Origin of the sequence: Marinobacterium alkalitolerans, from assembly GCF_017776525.1 — a bacterium.
GTDB classification, from domain to species: domain Bacteria; phylum Pseudomonadota; class Gammaproteobacteria; order Pseudomonadales; family Balneatricaceae; genus Marinobacterium; species Marinobacterium alkalitolerans.
This window is the reverse complement of record NZ_JACVEW010000015.1, coordinates 24,606-46,748: the sequence shown is the minus strand read 5'-3', so window position 1 is coordinate 46,748 and position 22,143 is coordinate 24,606. Positions and strand designations below refer to the sequence as shown.

The 22,143-nt window shown below is 57.8% G+C and carries 15 protein-coding genes; 6 read left to right on the top strand and 9 right to left on the bottom strand.

Going from position 1 to position 22,143, the window contains the following annotated elements:
* Nucleotides 1-55 precede the first annotated feature (55 nt).
* Both H9C73_RS10600 and H9C73_RS10595 read left to right on the top strand, forming a co-directional pair.
* Entirely contained in the window at nt 56-502 is a 447-nt protein-coding gene (locus H9C73_RS10600; protein ID WP_209287804.1) for a YeeE/YedE family protein, read from the top strand.
* Entirely contained in the window at nt 499-927 is a 429-nt protein-coding gene (locus H9C73_RS10595) for a DUF6691 family protein (protein WP_209287803.1), read from the top strand. The genes H9C73_RS10600 and H9C73_RS10595 overlap by 4 nt, the downstream gene beginning before the upstream one ends.
* Here the strand turns inward: H9C73_RS10595 and H9C73_RS10590 are convergent.
* Both H9C73_RS10590 and H9C73_RS10585 read right to left on the bottom strand, forming a co-directional pair.
* Nucleotides 924-3,188, bottom strand: coding sequence for a sensor domain-containing diguanylate cyclase (locus tag H9C73_RS10590; RefSeq protein ID WP_209287802.1), 2,265 nt, complete (start codon nt 3,186-3,188; stop codon nt 924-926). The two genes, H9C73_RS10595 and H9C73_RS10590, sit on opposite strands and share 4 nt — an antisense overlap.
* 237 nt (nt 3,189-3,425) lie before the next feature.
* Nucleotides 3,426-5,318: a propionyl-CoA synthetase gene (locus H9C73_RS10585; RefSeq protein WP_209287801.1), complete on the bottom strand. Its 1,893-nt coding sequence runs from the start codon at nt 5,316-5,318 to the stop codon at nt 3,426-3,428.
* 501 nt (nt 5,319-5,819) lie between these two features.
* Here H9C73_RS10585 and metH point away from each other — a divergent pair.
* Nucleotides 5,820-9,473, top strand: coding sequence for a methionine synthase (gene metH / locus H9C73_RS10580; protein WP_236014226.1), 3,654 nt, complete (start codon nt 5,820-5,822; stop codon nt 9,471-9,473).
* 270 nt (nt 9,474-9,743) lie between these two features.
* Complete coding sequence (locus H9C73_RS10575) at nt 9,744-11,972, top strand: NADP-dependent isocitrate dehydrogenase (protein WP_209287799.1); 2,229 nt, start codon at nt 9,744-9,746, stop codon at nt 11,970-11,972.
* A 55-nt stretch (nt 11,973-12,027) separates the two neighbouring features.
* On the opposite strand, the gene H9C73_RS10570 is transcribed toward H9C73_RS10575, so the two are convergent.
* Nucleotides 12,028-12,888, bottom strand: coding sequence for a DMT family transporter (locus H9C73_RS10570; RefSeq protein ID WP_236014222.1), 861 nt, complete (start codon nt 12,886-12,888; stop codon nt 12,028-12,030).
* Nucleotides 12,889-12,951: 63 nt separating this feature from the next.
* Nucleotides 12,952-15,867: an insulinase family protein gene (locus H9C73_RS10565; protein ID WP_236014221.1), complete on the bottom strand. Its 2,916-nt coding sequence runs from the start codon at nt 15,865-15,867 to the stop codon at nt 12,952-12,954.
* Nucleotides 15,868-16,085: 218 nt separating this feature from the next.
* Here H9C73_RS10565 and H9C73_RS10560 point away from each other — a divergent pair, with 218 nt between their 5' ends.
* Nucleotides 16,086-16,481, top strand: coding sequence for a phasin family protein (locus H9C73_RS10560; protein WP_209287796.1), 396 nt, complete (start codon nt 16,086-16,088; stop codon nt 16,479-16,481).
* Nucleotides 16,482-16,590: 109 nt separating this feature from the next.
* Nucleotides 16,591-17,079 carry a phasin family protein gene (locus H9C73_RS10555; RefSeq protein WP_209287795.1) on the top strand — a complete coding sequence of 163 codons (489 nt, stop codon included), beginning with the start codon at nt 16,591-16,593 and terminating at the stop codon, nt 17,077-17,079.
* 65 nt (nt 17,080-17,144) lie between these two features.
* Here H9C73_RS10555 and H9C73_RS10550 read toward each other — a convergent pair whose 3' ends face one another.
* The 5 genes from H9C73_RS10550 to lolA all read right to left on the bottom strand — a co-directional run bounded on the left by H9C73_RS10550 (nt 17,145) and on the right by lolA (nt 22,138).
* Entirely contained in the window at nt 17,145-18,353 is a 1,209-nt protein-coding gene (locus H9C73_RS10550; protein ID WP_209287794.1) for a UbiH/UbiF/VisC/COQ6 family ubiquinone biosynthesis hydroxylase, read from the bottom strand.
* A gap of 139 nt (nt 18,354-18,492) precedes the next feature.
* Nucleotides 18,493-19,767, bottom strand: a complete 1,275-nt coding sequence (gene serS / locus H9C73_RS10545; RefSeq protein ID WP_209287793.1) for a serine--tRNA ligase — start codon at nt 19,765-19,767, stop codon at nt 18,493-18,495.
* A 21-nt stretch (nt 19,768-19,788) separates the two neighbouring features.
* On the bottom strand, nt 19,789-20,160 hold the full coding sequence (gene crcB, locus H9C73_RS10540; RefSeq protein ID WP_209287792.1) for a fluoride efflux transporter CrcB: 372 nt from the start codon (nt 20,158-20,160) through the stop codon (nt 19,789-19,791).
* Nucleotides 20,157-21,509, bottom strand: a complete 1,353-nt coding sequence (locus tag H9C73_RS10535; RefSeq protein WP_209287791.1) for a replication-associated recombination protein A — start codon at nt 21,507-21,509, stop codon at nt 20,157-20,159. The genes crcB and H9C73_RS10535 overlap by 4 nt, the downstream gene beginning before the upstream one ends.
* Nucleotides 21,509-22,138, bottom strand: coding sequence for an outer membrane lipoprotein chaperone LolA (gene lolA / locus H9C73_RS10530; protein ID WP_209287790.1), 630 nt, complete (start codon nt 22,136-22,138; stop codon nt 21,509-21,511). Before lolA ends, H9C73_RS10535 begins: the two co-directional genes overlap by 1 nt.
* Nucleotides 22,139-22,143 lie beyond the last annotated feature (5 nt).

The window sequence follows — 22,143 nt, the reverse complement described above, 5'->3', positions numbered from 1 at the left end:
TCCGATCACAAGATATGAATTAATATATTAGAAATCGTTAATTCAGGAGTGTTTGATGAACATCATCAATTTCACGCCCCTTCCAGCGCTCGCTGGCGGCGCATTAATTGGACTGGCAGCCGCACTATTGCTGCTCGCCAAAGGCCGTATCGCCGGTATTTCAGGTATCGCCGGCGGGCTGTTTTTTGCCGAGCAGAAGCATGACTGGGGCTGGCGTGTCTGCTTCCTGGTCGGCCTGGTGCTGGGTGGCCTTGTATACCAATGGTCAGGTCTGGGCGTCGGCGTTTCTCATATCAGCGCCGTCGTCGATACCCCCTTTCTGGTTGCCGGCGGCTTGCTGGTGGGTATCGGAACTCAAATAGGCACCGGTTGCACCAGTGGACATGGCATTTGCGGGCTGGCACGCAGAAGTCCTCGCTCTCTGGTGGCCACGCTCTGCTTCATGGGAAGTGCGATCGTAACGGTCTACATTATCCGCCACCTGCTGGAGGTATCCTCATGAGTCCGTTTCTGCGACTGGGATCTGCCCTGCTGGCGGGCATTCTGTTTGGATTGGGCTTGTCGGTAGCCCAGATGATCGATCCGGCCAAGGTGATCAATTTTCTGAACATTCTCGGAGACTGGGACCCGTCTCTGGCCTTCGTGATGGCTGGCGGCCTGGCCGTGAATGCCGCGATCACCCCGCTTATTCTCAAGCGGAAACGCCCCTTGCTGGCCGAGCACTTTCGTCTGCCCGAGAAGCAGGAAATTGATGGTCGTATTATCGTGGGCGGTATTATTTTTGGTGCCGGCTGGGGAATCGCGGGCTACTGCCCAGGCCCAATGATTACCTCCCTGAGCTTCGCCAACGCGGATATTCTGACAGTCGTAGCCGCTTTTCTGGTGGGCACGGTGGGAACCCGAGCCTTTCTTGCTTACAAGGGCTAATTCGGAACGAGGGATGCAGCCGCCACGCAAATCCGGTTGCGCCCCTCGCTTTTGGCTTGATAAACGGCCTTGTCAGCCCTTAAAAGCGGTGCATCCGTTGCCTGATCTTCTGCCGTAAGGGTGCTGACGCCAATACTGGCAGTTACATGGATGTCCGGGTATTCATCCAGCAACATCAGCTCGACAGCAACCCTGATCCGCTCAGCCAAAATGCAACTGCCCTCTTCATCCGTCCCCGGCAGCAGCAAGGCAAATTCCTCACCACCGATGCGGCCCAGAATATCTATCTGCCGCAACTGCTGACTGGCCACCCTGGCAAAGGATCTGAGCACCTCGTCACCCGCCGCATGGCCGAATTTGTCATTCACCTGCTTGAAGTGGTCCAGGTCAATCATCAACAGCCCGCACACACTGCCAAAACGCTTAACCCGTCCATGCTCCTGCTCAAGGCGCTGCATGAAGTGACGCCGGCTTGCCAGCCCGGTCAGCATATCCCGCGTAGCCAGCCTGTGAAGCTCCTGCTCACGGATCTTCTGTGGGGTGATATCCTGAATCATGCCTGTCGCGAGCAGCACACCGGAATCATCGTGCTGGAAGTCAGCAACCGTGCGCACCCAGCGCTCCTCGCCATGCACCAGCAGACGGTGCTCGATATCGTACTTGTCACCATTCATGCCCGCATGCCAGGCATTTTCAACCTGATCTCGATCATCAGGATGTACACAACTGATAAAGAGCGCGTAATCGGCCTCGACATCGTCCGGCAACCCCATGATTCGGCGCGCCTCACTGGACAGGGTCATCATGCGGTCAGCAAAGTGGTACTCCCAGCTGCCCACGTGACCGATGGCCTGAGCACGCCTGAGGGTCCTCTCACTTGCTGCCAGCGCAGACTCTGCATTCTGCTGCGCACTGATATCCACGAGCGCGCCATGCAGAATCTGTCGTCCGTCATCCAACTCAACCACGCGACAGCGATCTTCAATCCAGACCCAGCGGCCCGAACGGTGACGCAGACGGTACCGACGGCGCTGAACGTCACCCAGGGGCACATTGAATTGATCGTCTTCCTGCATGCGCTGATAATCCTGAGGGTGCAGGTTGTCCACCCACCAGTTTTCAATACCAACGATTTCGTCAGCAGCATACCCTGTCAATTCATGACAATTGGGTGACATATAATCTGTCGTAGTCCCGGGCAAAGTGACGCTGTAGGTCACCACAGGCGAATCTTTCAGCACGGCCAGCAACTGCAGGTTGGCTTTTTGTGCATCAGACGTGGCGCGATCAATACGCCTTTGCATCAAGTTTCTCAACCGATGCAACAGCAGCAGCAACAACATCTGAATCAGGATATAACTGCCGAACAGCATCCATTCCAGCTGAGCAATACCCTGCTGGTGCTCGGACCATGCGCCCGTGATGTCATGCCAGCTGATAACAGAGCCAGCAGGCTGGCCGTTTTGTTTACCAACATAGTCGTACAGCGGAATGCGAACCAGCATATACCGGCGTTGATCGTAAGCGAACGTGGACACCTCGGTTTTATCCGATTCTATCGGTTTCAGGTCGATCACACCGGCATGGAGCCATTCGGCCAGCAACGGGCTGGTTGCGCTTTCAAAATAACACTTGCAGCCTGACGCCATCGCTGGCTTGTAGTTATCCCAGACCACTCCCTCTACCCGGGCACTGTTAAGCATCACGGCCAGTTCGCCACCGATCAGGTCGGACAGATCATTCAGCATGGTCCCGAGCGCGATGCCCGCTTCCAGCGATCCTATGTAGTCCTGAGTACCATCCTGACGGGTATACCACACCGGCACAACGCCCCTGATGCCTGAATAGATGCGGCCGATCTCAAACCCGGACAGCGGCTTTCGAATACGGTTGGCATCGACAATGATTTGCCGAATGGGGCTCAGGTCATCGCCATATTTTTCCGGCGCATGCACACGCAAGAATGAGGTGGCGGGCGGGATATGGAAATGCAGCTGTCTCAAGTCATGTGAGGCCTGCATCTGCTGCCAGGATGCAGCCACTTCACGAAACAGCGCCAGCCGAAGGCGTTCGGTTTCGTCACCGGTACTGTCAGCCTCCACTTTCATCATCCGGGCACCATAGTTGAACAGCTCCTGAACCTCAGGATCTGCTGCAACAAAGCTGGCCAGCAACTGCATCTGGCTCTCCTGCTCCTGCAGTGCCACGGTGAAGCTGCGCCGAGTGGTTTCGGCCTGACTGTTTAGCTGCTGCTCGAACAACCTGTCCTCCTGTGCACGCTGAGACAGCGCAACACCCAGAAACACGAGCGCAAGCAGAATACTGGAAAGAGCAACGAGTGTACGAAAGCTGATAGTCGCTAACCTGATACAAGATGAATGTCTTTAGGCAAGTGTAACCTGATCTCAAGGCAAAGGCAGCCTGTTAGCGCTCCTCTTTCGTCTATAAAAAAGCGGCCGAGGGTTACCCGTCGGCCGCTTCGTCGAGTCACACCATTATTAACGGCTGACCAGACCGCGCTGATCCATCAGCTCTTCAATCTCGGACAGACTGCTCGGATCGTCGATGGTAGATGGAACGGCGTAGTCCTGTCCGTCCGCAATCTGGCGCATCAATTTGCGCAAAATCTTGCCCGAGCGCGTTTTCGGCAGGCGCTGCACCACCAGAGCCCGGTTGAAACAGGCAATGGGACCGATCTCCTTGCGGACCATCGCTACCAGCTCTTTTTCCAGCGCCTCTTCTTCAACGTCAGCACCATCCTTCAGCAGAACCAGCCCGATGGGAACCTGTCCCTTGAGATTGTCGTTAATCCCGATCACCGCACACTCAGCAACCGCCGGATGGTCAGCCACGATCTCTTCCATCTCGCCGGTAGAAAGACGGTGGCCCGCTACGTTGATCACGTCATCTGTACGCCCCATGATGAACACATAGCCTTCTTCATCCTTGTAGCCACCGTCACCGGAGGTGTAATAGCCCGGCAGTTCAGACAGATAGCCGGACTTGAAGCGCTCATGGTTGTTCCAGATGGTCGGCAGGCAGCTCGGCGGCAGCGGCAGTTTGATGGCAATGGCACCCTGCTCACCCGCCGGCAGTTCATTGCCTTCAGGGTCCAGAATCTGGACGTTGAAGCCCGGTACCGGCAGTGTTGCAGAACCGGGTTTGGGCGCCTTGGGTTCGATACCCATCAGGTTGCCGCAAATCGCCCAACCGGTTTCGGTCTGCCACCAGTGGTCGATCACGGGCTTGCCGGTTTTTTCGACGGTCCAGTGATAGGTTGGCGGATCCAGGCGCTCACCGGCCATGAAAATGATTTCAAGGCTGGACAGGTCATACTTGCCGATCTGCGTACCTTCCGGATCTTCCTTCTTGATCGCACGGAAGGCCGTGGGCGCCGCAAACAGTCCCTTGATCTTGTACTCTTCACACAGACGCCAGAACGCACCGGCATCAGGGGTACGTACAGGCTTGCCTTCGTACACAATGGTAGTAGCACCCGCCAGCAGCGGTGCATATACGATGTAGGAATGCCCTACGACCCAGCCCACATCAGACGCGGCCAGGAATACATCCCCCGCCTCGATGTTATAGATCGCCTTCATGGAATAGTTCAGCGCTGTCGCATGTCCGCCGTTGTCGCGGACCACACCCTTGGGCTTGCCCGTCGTACCCGAGGTATACAGAATGTACAGAGGATCGGTGCCCTTCACCGGGACACAGTCTGCAGGCTCGGCACTGGCAACAGCCTCGGCCCAATCCAGGTCCCGCCCCGGGATCAGTTCCGCTTTCGCCTGCGGGCGCTGCAGCACGACACAGGCATCCGGCTTGTGCGCAGACTGCTCGATGGCCTCGTCCAGCATCGGCTTGTATTCGATGACTTTGGCAACCTCAACACCACAGGAAGCGGTTACAATCACCTTCGGCTCGGCATCTTCGATGCGCACAGCCAGCTCGTGCGGCGCAAAACCACCGAATACAACGGAGTGGATCGCACCCAGTCGTGCTACGGCGTACATGGCGACCAGCGCTTCAGGCACCATCGGCATGTAGATGACAACACGGTCACCCTTTTGCACACCCTGGGCCTTCAGCACGCCCGCAAATGCCGCCACCTGGTCACGCATCTCACGGTAGGTCAGAACACGCTTGGAGTCGGTTACGGGCGAGTCGTAAATCACGGCCGGCTGATCCGCACGGCCATTCTCGACATGGTGATCCAGTGCCATGTAGGCCGTGTTCATCTCACCATCGGCAAACCACCGGTCGATCCCGTTTTCGTCTTTGGAAAGAATCTGCTCCGGTTTCTTGAACCAGGGTAGTTCGGCTGCCTTTTCGGCCCAGAATGCCTCAGGGGCTTCAACAGACCGCGTGTACTCTGCGTGGTAGCTCATTGCAACGTCCTCTAACTCTCGGATTGTAGCAGTCATTGCTTTATTTATTGTCGACACTTCGTGTCTTTAGGAGTGCACTCTAACGAAAGTTAATCCCGAACGAACTAAGACAAAAGGATGAAAGGCGCTTAATAATGCTGCCAGATAGCCTTTTCAGGCCTCTATACAGCTCTTTTTTCAGACTTTGGTATAATGAACGGCAGGAATCAAAACACCAGGTTGTCGACACAAGCCCTTTTTAATAGGGGAACATACTAGACCCGAATTCACCGACATCGCTCTGGCGGGAATACGCTTTTCTCATCTTTTCAGGCCAATTTGAACGAGCTATTCACAGTCAGCATCAAATAATTTCAATACACTATGACTACCCCTCAGGCAGAGAGCCTGCTGTTTGGACTACAATAGCCATCCTCAAACTCGGTCACTGCAATGGAAGTACACGTGAAAAACAATTCTCTGCATGCGCACCTCAGCCAGACTCTGAACCAACGCATCCTGATGCTCGATGGCGGCATGGGCACCATGATCCAGCAGCGCCAGCTATCCGAGGAGCAGTTCCGTGGTGACCGATTCGCCGGCTGGCATCTTGATGTCAAAGGCAACAACGACCTGCTGGTGCTGACACAACCGGACCTGATTCGCGAGCTGCATGTCGCCTATCTGGAAGGCGGCGCCGATATCATCGAGACCAACACGTTTAATGCCACGCGCATCGCGATGGCCGATTATGAAATGGAAGCCCTGTCTCGCGAAATCAACGTGGCGGCTGCCCGCCTGGCGCGCGAAGCGGCCGACCAGGTCTCGCGTCAGACACCGGAGCGCCCGCGCTATGTTGCCGGCGTACTGGGCCCGACCAACCGCACCGCGTCGATCTCGCCGGACGTCAACGATCCCGGTTATCGCAATGTGACCTTCGATGAGCTGTTCGAGGCTTACACGGAAGCAATTGACGGGCTGGTAGAAGGTGACGTCGACCTCATCCTGATCGAAACCATCTTCGACACCCTGAACGCCAAGGCCGCCATCTATGCGCTCGAGGATTACTTCGAGCAGAACAACCTGCGCCTGCCGGTCATGATTTCAGGCACCATTACCGATGCTTCAGGCCGCACCCTGTCCGGGCAGACCACTGAAGCCTTCTGGAACTCCGTACGCCACGCCCGCCCGATCAGCATCGGTCTTAACTGTGCACTGGGGCCCAAGGAGCTGCGCCAGTATGTCGAAGAGCTGTCGCGCGTCGCCGATACCTTCGTCTCCGTTCATCCCAACGCCGGCCTGCCCAACGCATTCGGCGAATATGACGAAACCCCTGAGCAGATGGCGGAAGAGATCCGCGAATGGGCGCAATCCGGTTTCGTGAATATCGTGGGCGGCTGCTGCGGCACCACACCCGAGCATATTCGCGTCATTCGCGAGGCCCTGCTCGACCAGGCTCCGCGCAAGATTCCGGAACTGCCCGTCGAGTGCCGTCTCTCCGGCCTGGAGCCGATGAACATCGGCGCCGAAACCCTGTTCGTCAACGTAGGTGAACGTACCAACGTGACCGGCTCCGCCCGTTTCCGCCGTCTGATCAAGGAAGGCGACTACGAAACCGCGCTGGAAGTGGCGCGTCAGCAGGTCGAGAACGGCGCCCAGATCATCGACATCAACATGGATGAAGGGATGCTGGATGCCGAAGCGGCGATGATCCGTTTCCTGAACCTGATCGCCTCTGAGCCGGACATCTCCCGCGTCCCGATCATGCTCGACTCCTCCAAGTGGGATGTGATGGAAGAAGGCCTGAAGCGCATTCAGGGCAAAGGCGTCGTCAACTCGATCAGTCTCAAGGAAGGCGAAGAGAGCTTTATTCGCCAGGCGCGCAAGATCCTGCACTACGGTGCAGCCGTGGTGGTTATGGCCTTCGATGAAACCGGTCAGGCCGATACGTACGAGCGCAAAATCGAAATCTGCGAGCGCTCCTACCGGGTGCTGGTCGAAAAAGTCGGCTTCCCGCCTGAAGACATCATCTTCGACCCGAACATCTTCGCCATCGCCACGGGTATCGAAGAGCACGACAACTACGCCAACGACTTCATTCAGGCCACCGGCTGGATCAAGAAACACCTGCCTCATGCCAAGGTATCGGGCGGCGTTTCCAATGTCTCCTTCTCCTTCCGCGGCAACGACAAGGTGCGGGAGGCGATCCACTGTGTCTTCCTCTACCACGCCATCAAGCAAGGCATGGACATGGGTATCGTTAACGCCGGCCAGCTGGCGATCTATGATGACCTGCCGGACGACCTGCGTGAACATGTAGAAGATATCGTGCTCAACCGACGCGAAGACGGCACCGAGCGCATGCTGGAGCTGGCAGAAAAATACCGCGGCGGCGCCTCCGAATCGTCCGTGAAGCAGGACCTTGAATGGCGCACCTGGGATGTCAACAAGCGTCTGGCACACGCACTGGTCAAAGGCATTGCCGACTACGTGGATGAAGATGTGGAAGAGTGCCGACACCTGTACGACCGTCCGCTGCAGGTCATTGAGGGCCCGCTGATGGATGGCATGGGGATCGTGGGTGACCTCTTTGGCGCCGGCAAGATGTTCCTGCCACAGGTGGTCAAGTCCGCTCGCGTAATGAAGAAAGCGGTTGCCTACCTGATGCCCTTCATTGAGGAAGAAAAAGCCGACAATGCCAGCAGCTCAGCCGGCAAGGTCATCATGGCGACAGTAAAAGGCGATGTGCACGATATCGGCAAGAACATCGTGGGGGTCGTGCTCCAGTGCAACAACTTCGAGATCGTTGACCTGGGCGTCATGGTACCGGCTGAAAAGATCCTGCAGACGGCACGTGATGAGAATGCCGACATCATCGGCCTGTCCGGCCTGATCACCCCGTCTCTCGACGAGATGGTCCATGTGGCCAAAGAGATGCAGCGTCAGGGCTTTGATATTCCGCTTCTGATCGGCGGCGCGACCACGTCCAAGGCACACACGGCCGTCAAGATCGAGCCCAACTATCACAACAACCAGGTGGTGCATGTGACCAATGCATCACGCTCGGTCGGCGTCGCATCAGCCCTGCTTTCTGAAAGCAAGAAAGACAACTATATCAAAGAGATAAAAGAGGAATATCAGGCAGTACGCGAACGCCATGCTGCGCGTCAGAATGACCAGCGCCGTGTCACGCTGGATGCCGCCCGCGCCAACAAGCAGCCGATCGACTGGCAGTCCTATCAGCCACCCGCGCCCGTTAAACCCGGCATCCACGTATTTGATGATTACGATCTGGAAGAGCTGAGCCAGTGCATCGACTGGACCCCCTTCTTCCAGTCCTGGGAACTGGCTGGCCGTTTCCCGCGCATTCTGGATGATGAAGTGGTGGGAACCGAAGCACGCAAGCTGTACCAAGACGCCAAGCTGATGTTGCGCGACATTATCGACAACAAGAAGCTGCGTGCCCGCGGCGTGATCGGCCTATTCCCGGCCAACAGCGTTGGTGATGACGATATCGAGCTGTACACCGACGACAGCCGTGAACAGGTACGCATGAAGGTGCATCATCTGCGCCAGCAGACCCAGAAAGTCGAGGGTCGCTACAATCATTGCTTGAGCGACTACGTGGCACCGAAGGAAACCGGCGTGCAGGATTACGTTGGCGCCTTTGCGGTCACCGCCGGCATCGGTATCGACAAGCTGGTGGAGCAGTACGAGGCAGATCACGATGATTACAACAGCATCATGGTCAAGGCCCTGGCCGACCGCCTGGCCGAAGCCTTCGCTGAGCGCATGCACCAGCGCGTGCGTACCGAGTTCTGGGGCTATGCGGCGGACGAGGATCTGGACAACGATGCCCTGATCCGCGAGCAGTATCAGGGGATCCGTCCGGCACCGGGATATCCGGCCTGCCCGGACCACACCGAAAAGGCGCTGCTGTGGGAACTGCTGGACGTTGAGCACAATGCCGGCATGCGCCTGACGGACAGCTTCGCCATGCTGCCCACTGCTGCCGTCAGCGGCTGGTATTTCAGCCACCCGGATGCGCGCTATTTCGGTGTCGCCAAAATCAGTGAAGATCAGGTGGAAAGCTATGCCCATCGCAAGGGGATGAGCATGGAGGAAGCCGAACGCTGGCTCGCGCCCAACCTGGGTTATGAGCCGGAACAGGGCTAAAGCCTGCCGGGGCGCCCCTCTGGCGCCCCGCTCTATTTCCCGCCACACCATTCGATGTCGCGTTACAACACCTTCTTAGCCGCCACTTAGGCCAAAGGTCGCGATACTTAGCCCTAAGTCGATACTCTCCGGGTATGAAATCGCCCCCTCAGGCTTTATAATTTGTAGCCGATTTACAAGCGCCAGGCTCTATCTGGACAGCGCAGGGTGATTATCCATCGCCCGAACGAGCCCTTGGCAATCCAGCCATAAATCATTTCGGGGAAAAACATGCCTACAAAATCAAAAATCATCTATACCCTTACTGATGAAGCACCGGCACTCGCGACCGCGTCGCTGCTGCCGATCGTTCGTACCTTCGCTTCCTCAGCCGATATTGAAGTTGATCTGAGCGACATCTCTCTGGCTGGCCGTATCCTGGCTGCCTTCCCCGAGCGCCTGACTGAAGAACAGCGCGTTGAAGACGGTCTGGCTGCTCTGGGTGAGCTGACCAAGGACCCGCACGCCAACATCATCAAGCTGCCGAACATCAGTGCTTCTGTTCCCCAGCTGCGTGCCGCCATCAAGGAACTCCAGGGTCAGGGATACGATGTTCCCGAATACGTAGAAAACCCGAAAACCGAAGAAGAGAAAGACGCCAACGCCCGTTACGCCAAGATTCTGGGCAGTGCGGTAAACCCGGTTCTGCGTCAGGGCAACTCTGACCGTCGTGCGCCGGCGGCCGTTAAAGCCTTTGCGCGCAAGTACCCGCACTCCATGGGCGAATGGAGCAAGTCTTCCCGCTCCCACGCCGACTACATGCGCGGCGGTGACTTCTTCTCCAGCGAACAGTCCATCACCATGCCGGAAGCCGGCAAGGTTCGCATCGAGTTCACCCCCAAGGGCGGCCAGACTGAAGTCAAGAAGGAGCTGGACCTTGAGAAAGGTGAAGTTCTGGACAGCATGTTCATGAGCGCCAAGGCGCTGGACGCCTTCTTCGAAGACACGCTGCAGGATTGTAAAGAAGCCGGCGTCATGTGGTCTCTGCACGTGAAAGCGACCATGATGAAGGTCTCTCACCCGATCGTTTTCGGTCACGCTGTACGCGTCTTCTACCGCGAAGTATTCGAGAAGTACGGCGAGCTGTTCGACGAGCTGGGTGTTAACCCGAACAACGGCATGAGCAGCGTCTACGAGAAGATCAAGACTCTGCCGCAGTCCAAGCAGGACGAGATCGAAGAAGCGATCCACGCTTGCTACGAGCACCGCCCGGAAATGGCGATGGTCGACTCCGTCAAAGGCATCACCAACCTGCACGTACCCAGCGATGTAATCGTGGATGCGTCCATGCCGGCCATGATCCGCAACTCCGGCAAAATGTGGGGCCGCGACGGCAAGACCAAGGACACCAAGGCCGTTATGCCTGAGTCCACCTATGCCCGTATCTACCAGGAGATGATCAACTTCTGTAAGACCAACGGCGCCTTCGACCCGACCACCATGGGCAGCGTACCGAACGTTGGCCTGATGGCCATGAAAGCTGAAGAGTACGGTTCTCACGACAAGACCTACGAAATTCAGCAGGACGGCACCATGCGTGTTGTTGATGCCAACGGCAACGTTCTGATGCAGCACGACGTTGAGAAAGGCGACATCTGGCGCGCATGCCAGACCAAAGACGCGGCTATCCGCGACTGGGTCAAGCTGGCCGTTACCCGCTCTCGCCAGTCCAACACTCCGGCCGTTTTCTGGCTGGATCAGGAGCGTGCGCACGACCTGGAGCTGACCAAGAAGGTCGAAGAGTACCTCAAGGAGCACGACACCGAAGGTCTGGACATCCGCATCATGTCCTACAACGAAGCGATTCGCTTCTCCATGGAGCGCATGATCCGTGGTCAGGACACCATCTCCGTGACCGGTAACGTACTGCGTGACTACCTGACCGACCTGTTCCCGATCATGGAACTGGGTACCTCTGCCAAGATGCTGTCCATCGTTCCGATGCTGGCCGGCGGCGGCATGTACGAAACCGGTGCCGGTGGTTCTGCGCCCAAGCACGTACAGCAGGTTGAGCAGGAAAACCACCTGCGCTGGGACTCACTGGGTGAATTCCTGGCGCTGGGCGTTTCTCTGGACGAGCTGGGCATCAAGGAAGGCAACGCACGTGCTCAGGTGCTGGCTCAGGCTCTGGACAAGGCAACCGAACGTCTGCTGGAAAACGGCAAGTCTCCGTCCCGCAAGGTTGGCGAGCTGGACAACCGTGGCAGCCACTTCTACCTGGCCATGTACTGGGCACAGGAAGTTGCTGCACAGACCGAAGATGCCGAGCTGGCTGCCGAGTTCAAGCCGCTGGCTGACGCTCTGACCCAGAACGAGCAGGCCATCGTTGATGAACTGAACGCGGTTCAGGGCAAGCCGGCCGAGCTGGATGGCTACTACCACGCCAACCTGGACACCATCTTCAAGGTGATGTGCCCGAGCGCAACCTTCAACAAGATTCTGGATGACTTCAAGAAGTAATCCACTTCCCTTGTGATGGTATTAAAAAACCCGGGCATCGCCCGGGTTTTTTTGTTTAGCCTGCCCTGGCTTTTGCCTGCCCTCTCAATGTCAGCATGCCACCCAGCACAACCAGCGCCATCCCGCCCAGGGTCAGCCAGCCAAGCGACTCATCCCAGATCAGCCAGCCCGCCAGCGCCGCAAAGGGAATGGATGCATAGGTGAAGGGCCCCAATACACCCGCCCCTGCCAGACCATAGGCACGGCTCAATAACAGCTGCGCCAGCGTTGAAGCCGCTGCAAGTGCCAGCAGCCACAGCCAGTCAGTCGCACCCGGCATGACCCAACTGTTCCAGGCCGGTATGGCCGCAAAGAGCGACCCGAAGAGCGCAAAATAGAACACGATCTGCTGAGGTGATTCAGTGGAACGCATGGCACGAATACACACCTTGGCCGTAGCCCCCAGTGCCGCCCCCACCAGCGCCACCACAACGGCCAGACTGAATGACGCCGTGCCGGGCTGCAGAATCAGCATCACGCCCATGAAACCGACCAGAATGGCCCAGCGCACTGCCGCATTGATCCGCTCCTGCAGCCAGAAAAAGGCGATGATCGGGACGAAAAACGGCGATGTCTGCTTCAACAACGCCGCCTGCGCCAGCGTCAGGTTTGCCCAGGCGTAGTAGAGGCAGGACATGGCCGTCACACCGACCAGTGCACGCAGCAGGTGCAGATGCAGGCGTTGTGTGGGCAATCCGCGTCGCCCCTTCCGAATCATCCAGGGCAGCATCCAGAGAAGGCCAAGACTGTTGCGCAGAAACACCAGCACTTCGGTGGGCAAATGATCACTGAGTTGGCGAATAATGATGCCGCTGGCTACCAGTGCCCATTCGGACAACAGTATCAACAGCGCTCCCTGCACCAGAGGAGTGGTCATCACATCTGATTCTCCACAAACAAAAAGGCCACCCGCAGGTGGCCCCAGACAAGGTGACGCCGATTATACGTCAATACGCTGCAATGTATCCGGCAGTGATTCGGCTGTCTTGGCATTGGTCACGACCGCGATGCTGGCCATTTCCGGCTTCAGATAGGTTTTTGCAACACGCTTGAGGTCATCCAGCGTGACCGACAGGATCTGCTGTCGGAACGCACGGCGTACGTCCGGTGTACGCCCGAACAGCGAGCTGTGATAGGTGGACTTGGCTTCGCCAGCCGGAGATCCCGGCTTGTCCATCGAGCTGATGACTCCGAGGATAGCTTCCTGCAGGCGCTGCTCCTCGTTCTCGCAATCGAGCAGCCAGTCAACCGACTTCACAAAGTCAGACAGGGTTCCTTCGACCCGCGGGTCACGATAGGAGAAGAAGCGGAACACGCCATCGCCATTATCCTGACCGGCCCCGGCACCGTAGGCGCCCCCCTGCTCCCGGATGGCACGGTGGAGATATCCATTACGCAGGAAATCACCCAGTACCGTCAGCGCGGCGGCATCCGGATGCGAGGTGGTCACGGTCGGGAAGGCCGTGGCACAGAAATTCACCTGAGTATTGGTCAGCCACAACTGCCCGACAGACTGACGGGTTCTGGGAAGCGCCAGCGGTGCAAAATCAGCCGATTCAGGCATTGACCAGTACTGTTCTACCTGTGACAGAACGGCCGCCTCATGATCTTCCTCCGCGACCAGCAGGAAACGCCGCGGAGCCGCTTTCATGCGCTCATGCAGCGCCGCCAGCTCATGCCCCAGCGCCTTGAGCGCTTCTTCAGACTGAATGCGCTTGTCCAGCGCCTTGGCCCGACGCACGCCTTCAAGGCCTCGGGTACGATGGCTGAAGCTGGCAACCGGCGCCAGATTGGCACTGGCCGCCATCATGGCCAGCGCATGTCCGGAGCCGGTAATCCCCTGCTCACGCCGTGCACGCTGCTGAGCGACAATCTCACGGATACGGCCGGTTTCATCAAAACGCGCCTGCTCCATGGTTTCAGCCATCAGCGAGGTCAGCTTTTCGCTGTTCACACTCAACGCCTTGCCGGACATCACCAGGTAGCCGGAGACGGACTGTTCATCATCAATTTGACCACGCAGGCTGGTGTAGGCGTGCAGACCGCCGGTCACCTGGCTTTGATAAGCCTGGTTGGCACGGTAATCACGTTCACCACAGCCCAGCTCGGTCAGACAGTAGGTATAGAGCGGCAACAGGGCCTGTTCGGATTCATCCAGATCCGGCAGGTCCACAATGACCTGCTGATACACCAGCCCGTTGGTGCCCGCGTTGAACAGCGTTGTATTAGCGGGCCCCGAGGCCAGCTCGGTTGCGGTCGGCAGATTCAGCTCCGCCGGTACATCCTCCAGCGTGACACAGGGCAGCACACTGTCATCATCGATCTGGGCCTGACGGGCTTCCAGAGCCGCCGCACGGTCAATAATTGCCTGCTTCTCGGTATCAGTGAGGCCGGACTTGATCTGAGCCAGACGGGCCGCCTCCGCAGCTTCGCGGCGGTCCGCCATCTCGGCATCCGGACGCAATGTCAGGCGTACGCGATGCGGGTTGTCGAGCAGCCAGCGGCGAATCAGGCCCGGAATGAAGTTTTCGTCCTTGATCAGCTCACGCAGTTTCTCCAGTGCCGGGTCAATGTCCAACACGCCAACCGGGTTGCCACGGTGAATGGCAGCCGGCATGGAAGCAAGGATCAACTGCAGCCCGAAGGGATAGCCATCACCCGTGATCTCACGCTGCGCCAGCTCCAGCTGGTGCAACTGGGCCTCAACCATCTCCATCGGCACGCCCTCCCGGGCCACCTGCTCAAGCGTGTCCAGCACCAGTGTTTCGAAGGCCGCCGCGTGTTCGGGCTCACTGCCCTCCAGCCCGCACAGGAAGCTCATCTCGCGGTTGGAATCTTCCAGCCCGCACAGAGGCGATGGTGCACTGCCCAGATCGGTTGATTCCAGTGCTGCACGCAGGGGCGAGCTGGAGTTGTCCAGCAGCACGCGCGTCAACAGATGAGCCTGCATCAATTCGTCCAGATCGATAGAGCGCGGCAGCAACCAGCCCATTACATGGTGGGTGGACTGGCTGATATCGTCCTGCGTGAGGGCATAGGCCTCTTCCACACGGACCGGCGCGAAGTAGCGCTTCTCGTCCTCGACGGCAATCTGCTCGTCACGGCGCTCGAAACGCGCCAGCGCATTTTCTTCAAAGCGTCGATGCAGCTCTTCGACCGGAATGTCACCAAAGGTCATGAAGACCGCATTGCTGGGGTGGTAGTGACTGCGATAGAACTCGCACAGATCCTCATAGGTCAGATCCGGAATGCAGTCAGGATCACCGCCACTGTTGTGGTGGTACGTCGTGGTCGGGAACAGGTACTTGGTCAGGGTTTGCCAGAGGGTGGCCACCGGCGAACTCATTGCCCCTTTCATCTCGTTGTAGACCACGCCCTTGTACACCAGATCCGACTCGGGGTTATCCGCTTCGGCAAATTCAACCCGATGCCCTTCCTGTGCAAAATCCAGAGGATCAAGACGCGAGAAAAAGGCCGCATCCAGATACACGTCCAGCAGGTTGAAATAGTCTTTGCGGTTCTGGCTTGCAAAGGGGTAGGCCGTCCAGTCGCTGCTGGTAAAGGCGTTCATGAAGGTATTCAGCGAGCGGCGGGTCATCATGAAAAACGGATCCCGCACAGGGTAACGCTCACTGCCACACAGTGCAGTGTGCTCCAGGATGTGTGCGATACCGCGTGAGTCTTCGGGCACGGTACGGAAGGCAACCAGAAACACGTTTTCATCATGGTCGGTTGCGATGTGGTAATGACGGGCACCGGTTGCCTTGTGCTCGAACTCGGCCACTTCCACGTTCAGGGCATCAATCTGTGTATTGCCGAGAAAATGAAATGCGGGATGACAATTGTCTTGTTGCATGAAAGGCCTATCCACTTTAACGAATTCTCTGGGTTTTACTGCATTGTAACCATTACCGATCATCATTGCAGTGCACTTGCCGGGCAGCACTTGCCACGCCCTGAATCTTTTTTGTGCGGCGCACAAAAAAGTGCTTGACTGGCCAAATTCTGTTCACTAGAGTGACGTTATGTTGCATTGCACAAAACAGCAATGGCAGTTAATCACAATGAGAGGTGATGAAGATGTACGACAAAATGAAAGAATCCATGCAGCCGATGGTCGATATGGCCGAAATCAACAAGAAGACCACTGAGAAGCTGATTGCTCTGCAGTCCTCTTACGTGTCTGACTTCGTCAACGCCAGCCTGACACAGATGAAAACTCTGTCCGAGGTTCGCGAACCCAAGGCGGCTCTGGAACTCCAGGTCAAGTACCTGAAAGAGATCGAAGCCAAGCTGACCGACGTTGCCGAGAAGGAAATGGCTGCTCTGGTAGAAGCCAAGGAACAGCTGACCGGCCTGGTTGAAAAAAGCGTTGCCGAAATGGGCGACATGAAAGACCTCAAGGACATGCCGTTCATGGCTGAGCTTGAGAAGTTCATGAAGCCGATGGACATCACTGCCAAGAAATAATGGATCGGGTGGCGTTTGCCACCCCTCCACTTTCGGCACCCGATCTGCTGCAGCGCAGCAACCGACAGGGAACGTTCACATTCGCATCAATAGTTTCAAGGTGACAAGCATGTACGACGTATTCAAGGAAATGCAGGAAAAAATGAAGCCGGTCACCCAGCTGACCGAAGCCAACCAGAAAGCGGTCGAGACCATTTTCGCACTGCAGTCTGAGTATTTCACCAACTGCCTGAACGCTGGCCTGGCTCAGGTTAAGGCGCTGGCTGAGGTCAAGGAACCCAAGGAAGCGATTCAGCTGCAGATGAGCTACCTGAAAGATCAGGAAGCCAAATGGACTGAAGTAGCCGAGAAAGAGCTGGCTGCTCTGACTGAAGTACGCGAACAGATGTCTGCGCTGGTTGAAGACAGCCTGATGTCTCTGGGTGATGCCCCCTACTTCGACCCCAAACAGTTTGAAATGCCTGCCATGGACATGTCAGCTTTCGATCTGAGCAAGTTCATGCCGAACGTGGATACCACTGCTGCACAGCCGAAGAAACCGGCTGCCAGCAAGCCGGCCGCCCGCAAGGCGAGCTCGGCATCTGCATCTGCCTCTTGATACCTGCTGACTGCAGGTTGATCTGAATGACCGCCTTCGGGCGGTCTTTCTTATTCAGGCCTCAGTTACTGAGCCAGCTTCGGCAGGCGCCCCTTGAGCCCCATCGCAAACGCCATGACCTGATTACGTGCCGGTGGCAAGTGCCCGGCAATGCCCAGCCCCGCATTACGCAGCAGCTTCAATGGCGCAAAATCGTTGCTGAACACACGGTAGAAGCCATCCATCACCTGCATCATCAGCAGGTTGTGCTGGCGACGCTGCTTTTCGTAGCCCCGCAATACCGCCAATTCACCCGGTGAACGCCCTTCAGCGTGCGCCTGCAAAACCGTTTCGGCCAGCGCTGCCGCATCCAAAAGCCCGATATTAACGCCCTGACCGGCCAACGGGTGAATCATGTGCGCGGCATCCCCTGCCAGCGCCAGACCTTCCATCACATACTGCTGAGCATGCTGACGGCGCAGGGCGAAGCTGCCCCGCCCCTGAAGTTCGGTCAGCTGGCCCAGCTCTGTCGGAAAGGTCTGATGCATCTGGTCAAGAAAACGATCATCCGGCAGGGCCAGCAGGCGTTTGACCTCATTCGGGGTGTTATACCAGACCATAGAGGCGTTATGGCCACTCAACGGAAGAAACGCCAGTGGTCCGGTGGGTGTGAATTGCTGCCAGGTAATATCCTGCTGCGGGTAGGCCGTGGATACACCGGCGACCAGTGCGTGCTGGTCATAGTCCCACTGGGTCACGCCTATGCCTGCCGCCTGACGCACTTGAGAGTCACCGCCATCCGCCGCCACAACGAGTCGACCGACCACTTGTTCGCCCGACTCCAGCTCAACCAGCGTGGCGCCCGGTGAATAATCAATTCGGGCGGTTTTCGCCGGGGTAATGAGATCGATATTATCAAAGGCTTTCAGCCGCTCCAGCAGTGCCAACTGGATAATGCGGTTCTCGACGATATGCCCCAGGTGATCATGGCCGATGGCAGTGGCATCAAACTCGGTTGCGGCGCGCCTGGCGTCCTGCTCCCAGACCTTCATGCGTCGATAGGGGCAGCTGCGCCGGGTCTGAATGCCCTCCCAGGCACCCAGGTTCTGCAGAAAACGCTCGGATGCAACGCTCAGGGCCGAGACCCTGAGATCATGCGGCTGCTCTGGCGAAAACGCCGGGGGAAGGCTGCGCTCAAGTACGGCAACGGAGAGCCCGCTGTCACCCAGGGCACAGGCCAGTGAGGACCCGACCATACCACCGCCCACTATCAGAACATCGTAACGCGTTTTCATGCTGGCGCTCCTTAAAACCGATGATGCTGCCAATTTCGCGCCAGTATACCCGATGGGTTTCATCACGGCTTGCGCGAGGTCAGAAACGGAACGAAAAAGCCCCGCAAGTGCGGGGCTTTTGGCAGGGAAGCCGACTGACTCAGAGTTCGGTCACGCCGCCCATGTAAGGCTGCAGTGCTTCGGGGATACGCACCTTGCCGTCTGCCGTCTGATAGTTTTCAAGCACGGCTACCAGCGCACGCCCTACCGCCAGGCCAGAGCCGTTCAGGGTATGCAGCAGCTCAGGCTTGCCGGTCTCCGGGTTACGCCAGCGGGCCTTCATCCGGCGCGCCTGGAAGTCACCCATATTGGAGCAGGATGAGATCTCGCGGTATTTGCCCTGACCCGGCAGCCAGACTTCAATGTCGTAGGTCTTGGCGGCGCTGAAGCCCAGGTCACCACCGCAGAGAATTACCACGCGGTAAGGCAGTTCAAGCTTCTGCAGAATTGCCTCGGCGTGGCGGGTCAGTGCTTCCAGTGCATCCCAGGACTTGGTCGGCTCGACCACCTGAACCAGCTCAACCTTGTCGAACTGGTGCTGACGAATCATGCCGCGAGTATCACGGCCGGATGCGCCCGCCTCGGAACGGAAACACGGCGTATGACAGGTGTATTGCAGGGGCAGGCTGGCCGCATCGACGATTTCGTCACGCACCGTATTGGTCACCGGCACTTCGGAGGTCGGGATCAGATAGTAGTCACGCTCCCCGAACGGAATGCGAAACAGATCCTCTTCAAACTTGGGCAGCTGACCGGTGCCCTGCAGCGAGTCCGCGTTCACCATGTAGGGAACGTAGATCTCTTCGTAACCGTGCTCGCTGATATGGGTATCCAGCATCATCTGCGTCAGCGCGCGATGCAGACGTGCCACCTTTCCCTTCATGACGGCAAAACGGGAACCGGTCAGCTTGGCAGCCGTTTCAAAATCCAGTTCACCGTTCTTTTCACCCAGAGCAACATGGTCCAGCGGCTCGAAATCAAATTCTTTCGGTGTACCCCAGGTACGCACTTCGACGTTGTCGTCTTCGTCGTCACCTTCCGGCACGGATTCGTGAGGAATGTTGGGCACACCCAGCAGCAGGTCATCCAGCTGTGCCTGGACCGCGTTCAGGCGCTCCTTGGCCGCATCCAGCTGGTCACCCAGATTTTGCACTTCGGCCAGCAGCGGCTGAATATCTTCGCCGGCCGCCTTGGCCTTGCCGATACTTTTCGATCGGGTGTTACGCTCGTTCTGCAGGGTCTCGGTTTCGGTCTGAATAACCTTGCGCTGATTATCCAGCTCGACAAACTGCTCCACCGGAAACGCGTAGCCCTTCTTCTTCAGCAGATTGGCCACCTCTTCCGGGTTGGCACGTACAAATTTGGGATCCAGCATGAGATCAAACTTACCTTGTTGTCAGAACAAACGGGTCAACCACAATCCGGCACCAAGTGCCGCGATGCACAATAAAACACTCAATGATATATAAATCAGCGCCGACATGACATGCCCTTCACCGATCATGGCCACGGTTTCCAGCGAAAACGTGGAAAAGGTCGTGAAGGCCCCAAGGAACCCTACCATGATGAGCGGACGCAGCTCCGGTGACAGGCGGGCCTTTTCCAGTACCAGCACGAACATGACGCCCATCAGGAAAGAGCCGAGCACATTGACGGTCAGCGTGCCCAGCGGAAGCGGATGCTCAGCGTTGTTAAGCCAGCCACTGACCCAGTAGCGCCCCAGTGCGCCCAGGGCGCCTCCCAGTGCAACCGCCAACAGATGCATCATCTCCGACTCCTGTAACGCTGTTTGGGGCTGTTCTGGTCCTGTTGCCTCAGCCGCTGCAGCTTTTCACGGATCTTGATTTCCAGTCCGCGGGGCTCCGGCTCATACCAGCGCCGATCCGCGATGGCTTCCGGCAGATAGTTTTCACCGGCAGCGTAGGCATCCGGCTCGTCATGCGCATAGCGGTACTCCGCGCCGTAACCCAGGTCTTTCATCAGACTGGTCGGCGCATTGCGCAGGTGCTCAGGCACGGGGTGAGAACCTTCCTTGCGAACGTCCGCAAGGCACTGGTTAAAGGCCCGGTACAGGGCATTACTTTTGGGGGCGCAGGCACAGTAGACCGCCGCCTGAGCAATGGCGCGCTCTCCTTCGGCCGGGCCGACCCGCTCGAACGCATCCCAGGCCGACAGTGCCACCTGCATGGCACGCGGATCGGCATTGCCGATATCCTCTGAAGCGATGGCCACCAGTCGGCGTGCCACATACAGCGGGTCCGCGCCGCCATCGAGCATGCGGCAATACCAGTACAACGCGCCGTCAGGCGACGAGCCGCGCACCGATTTATGGAACGCCGAGATCATGTCATAGAAGTGGTCACCGCCCTTGTCGAAACGACGACCACCGGCCTGCAACACTTCTTTCAGCACCTCTGGCGTGACCTGACGCGAACCATCCGGCTGCTCCTGGGCCAGATCACTGGCGATCTCCAGCAGATTCAGCGCCGTACGGGCATCGCCATCGGCAGCCAGCGCCAGCTGTTCACGCATGTCCAGAGGGATCTGCAAGGGCTGTGCACCCAGCCCCTGCTGCGCATCTTCCAGTGCCTGCTCAATCACCTGCAGCAGCTCTTCCTGAGTGAGGGAGCGCAGCAGATATACACGGGCACGGGAGAGCAGCGCGTTATTCAGTTCAAACGAGGGGTTTTCAGTGGTAGCACCAATGAAAATGACAGTGCCATCTTCCACGTAGGGCAGAAAGGCATCCTGCTGCGATTTGTTGAAACGGTGCACTTCATCCACGAACAGAATGGTCTTGCGCCCGCTCTGCGCTTTCACCTGCCGCGCCTCATCCACGGCCTGACGAATCTCTTTTACGCCGGCAAGGACAGCCGACACTGTCATGAAGTGCGCGTCAACCTGATGGGCCACCAGTTGCGCCAGCGTGGTCTTGCCCACCCCCGGCGGCCCCCACAGGATCATCGAGTGGATAGCTCCCTGCTCCAGCGCCTGGCGCAGTGGCTTGCCGGGGGCCAGCAGATGGCTTTGGCCGATGTAACGCTCCAGCTGTGTGGGGCGCATGCGCGCCGCCAGCGGCTGGTAGCCCCGTCCCGGTTGATCAAACAGGTCCTGCATCAGAACCCCTGATCCAGAATGACATCCACCCCTTCAGGCGGAACGAAATCAAACACGCCATCGGGCAGTTCCGGATCATACTCCAGCCCGTCCAGCACCAGCATGCTGCGCTGACCCAGACTGTCCTGCATGGACAGCTCGGTAATACGTCCCTGCTCGAAAAGAAGGCGAATACGGGTAAAGGTGCTGTTTTCCGGCTCACGCGGGACCAGCTCAAACAGGGCAACACCGGAGGCGTCTTCGTCGATCTTGCTGATGGCAAAATCCTTGCCCAGAGTCTGAATCTGCCCATTCAGAATCATGGCAGGGGCACTGTTACCCTGCTGGTCAGCCGGTTTTCGGGTGACCTGCTCCAGGTCGGGGTCGTACACCCAGATATACTGACCATCACTGATAATCTGCTGCTCAAACGGCGTTTCGGTCACCCAGCGAAAACGGTTGGGCCGCTGCACCACGAAGTGCCCATTGGACTCTTCGGCACGGTTACCGCCTTCATTGAGCGAAAACTGCACAAAATCAGCCTGCGCAGACTCATGCCCGGACAGCAGCATCTCCAGCTCCTCAACCGGGCCTGCTTGCAGCGAGAGCGGCAACATGAGCGCACAGGCGCTGATCAGTTTCTTCAACATCATCA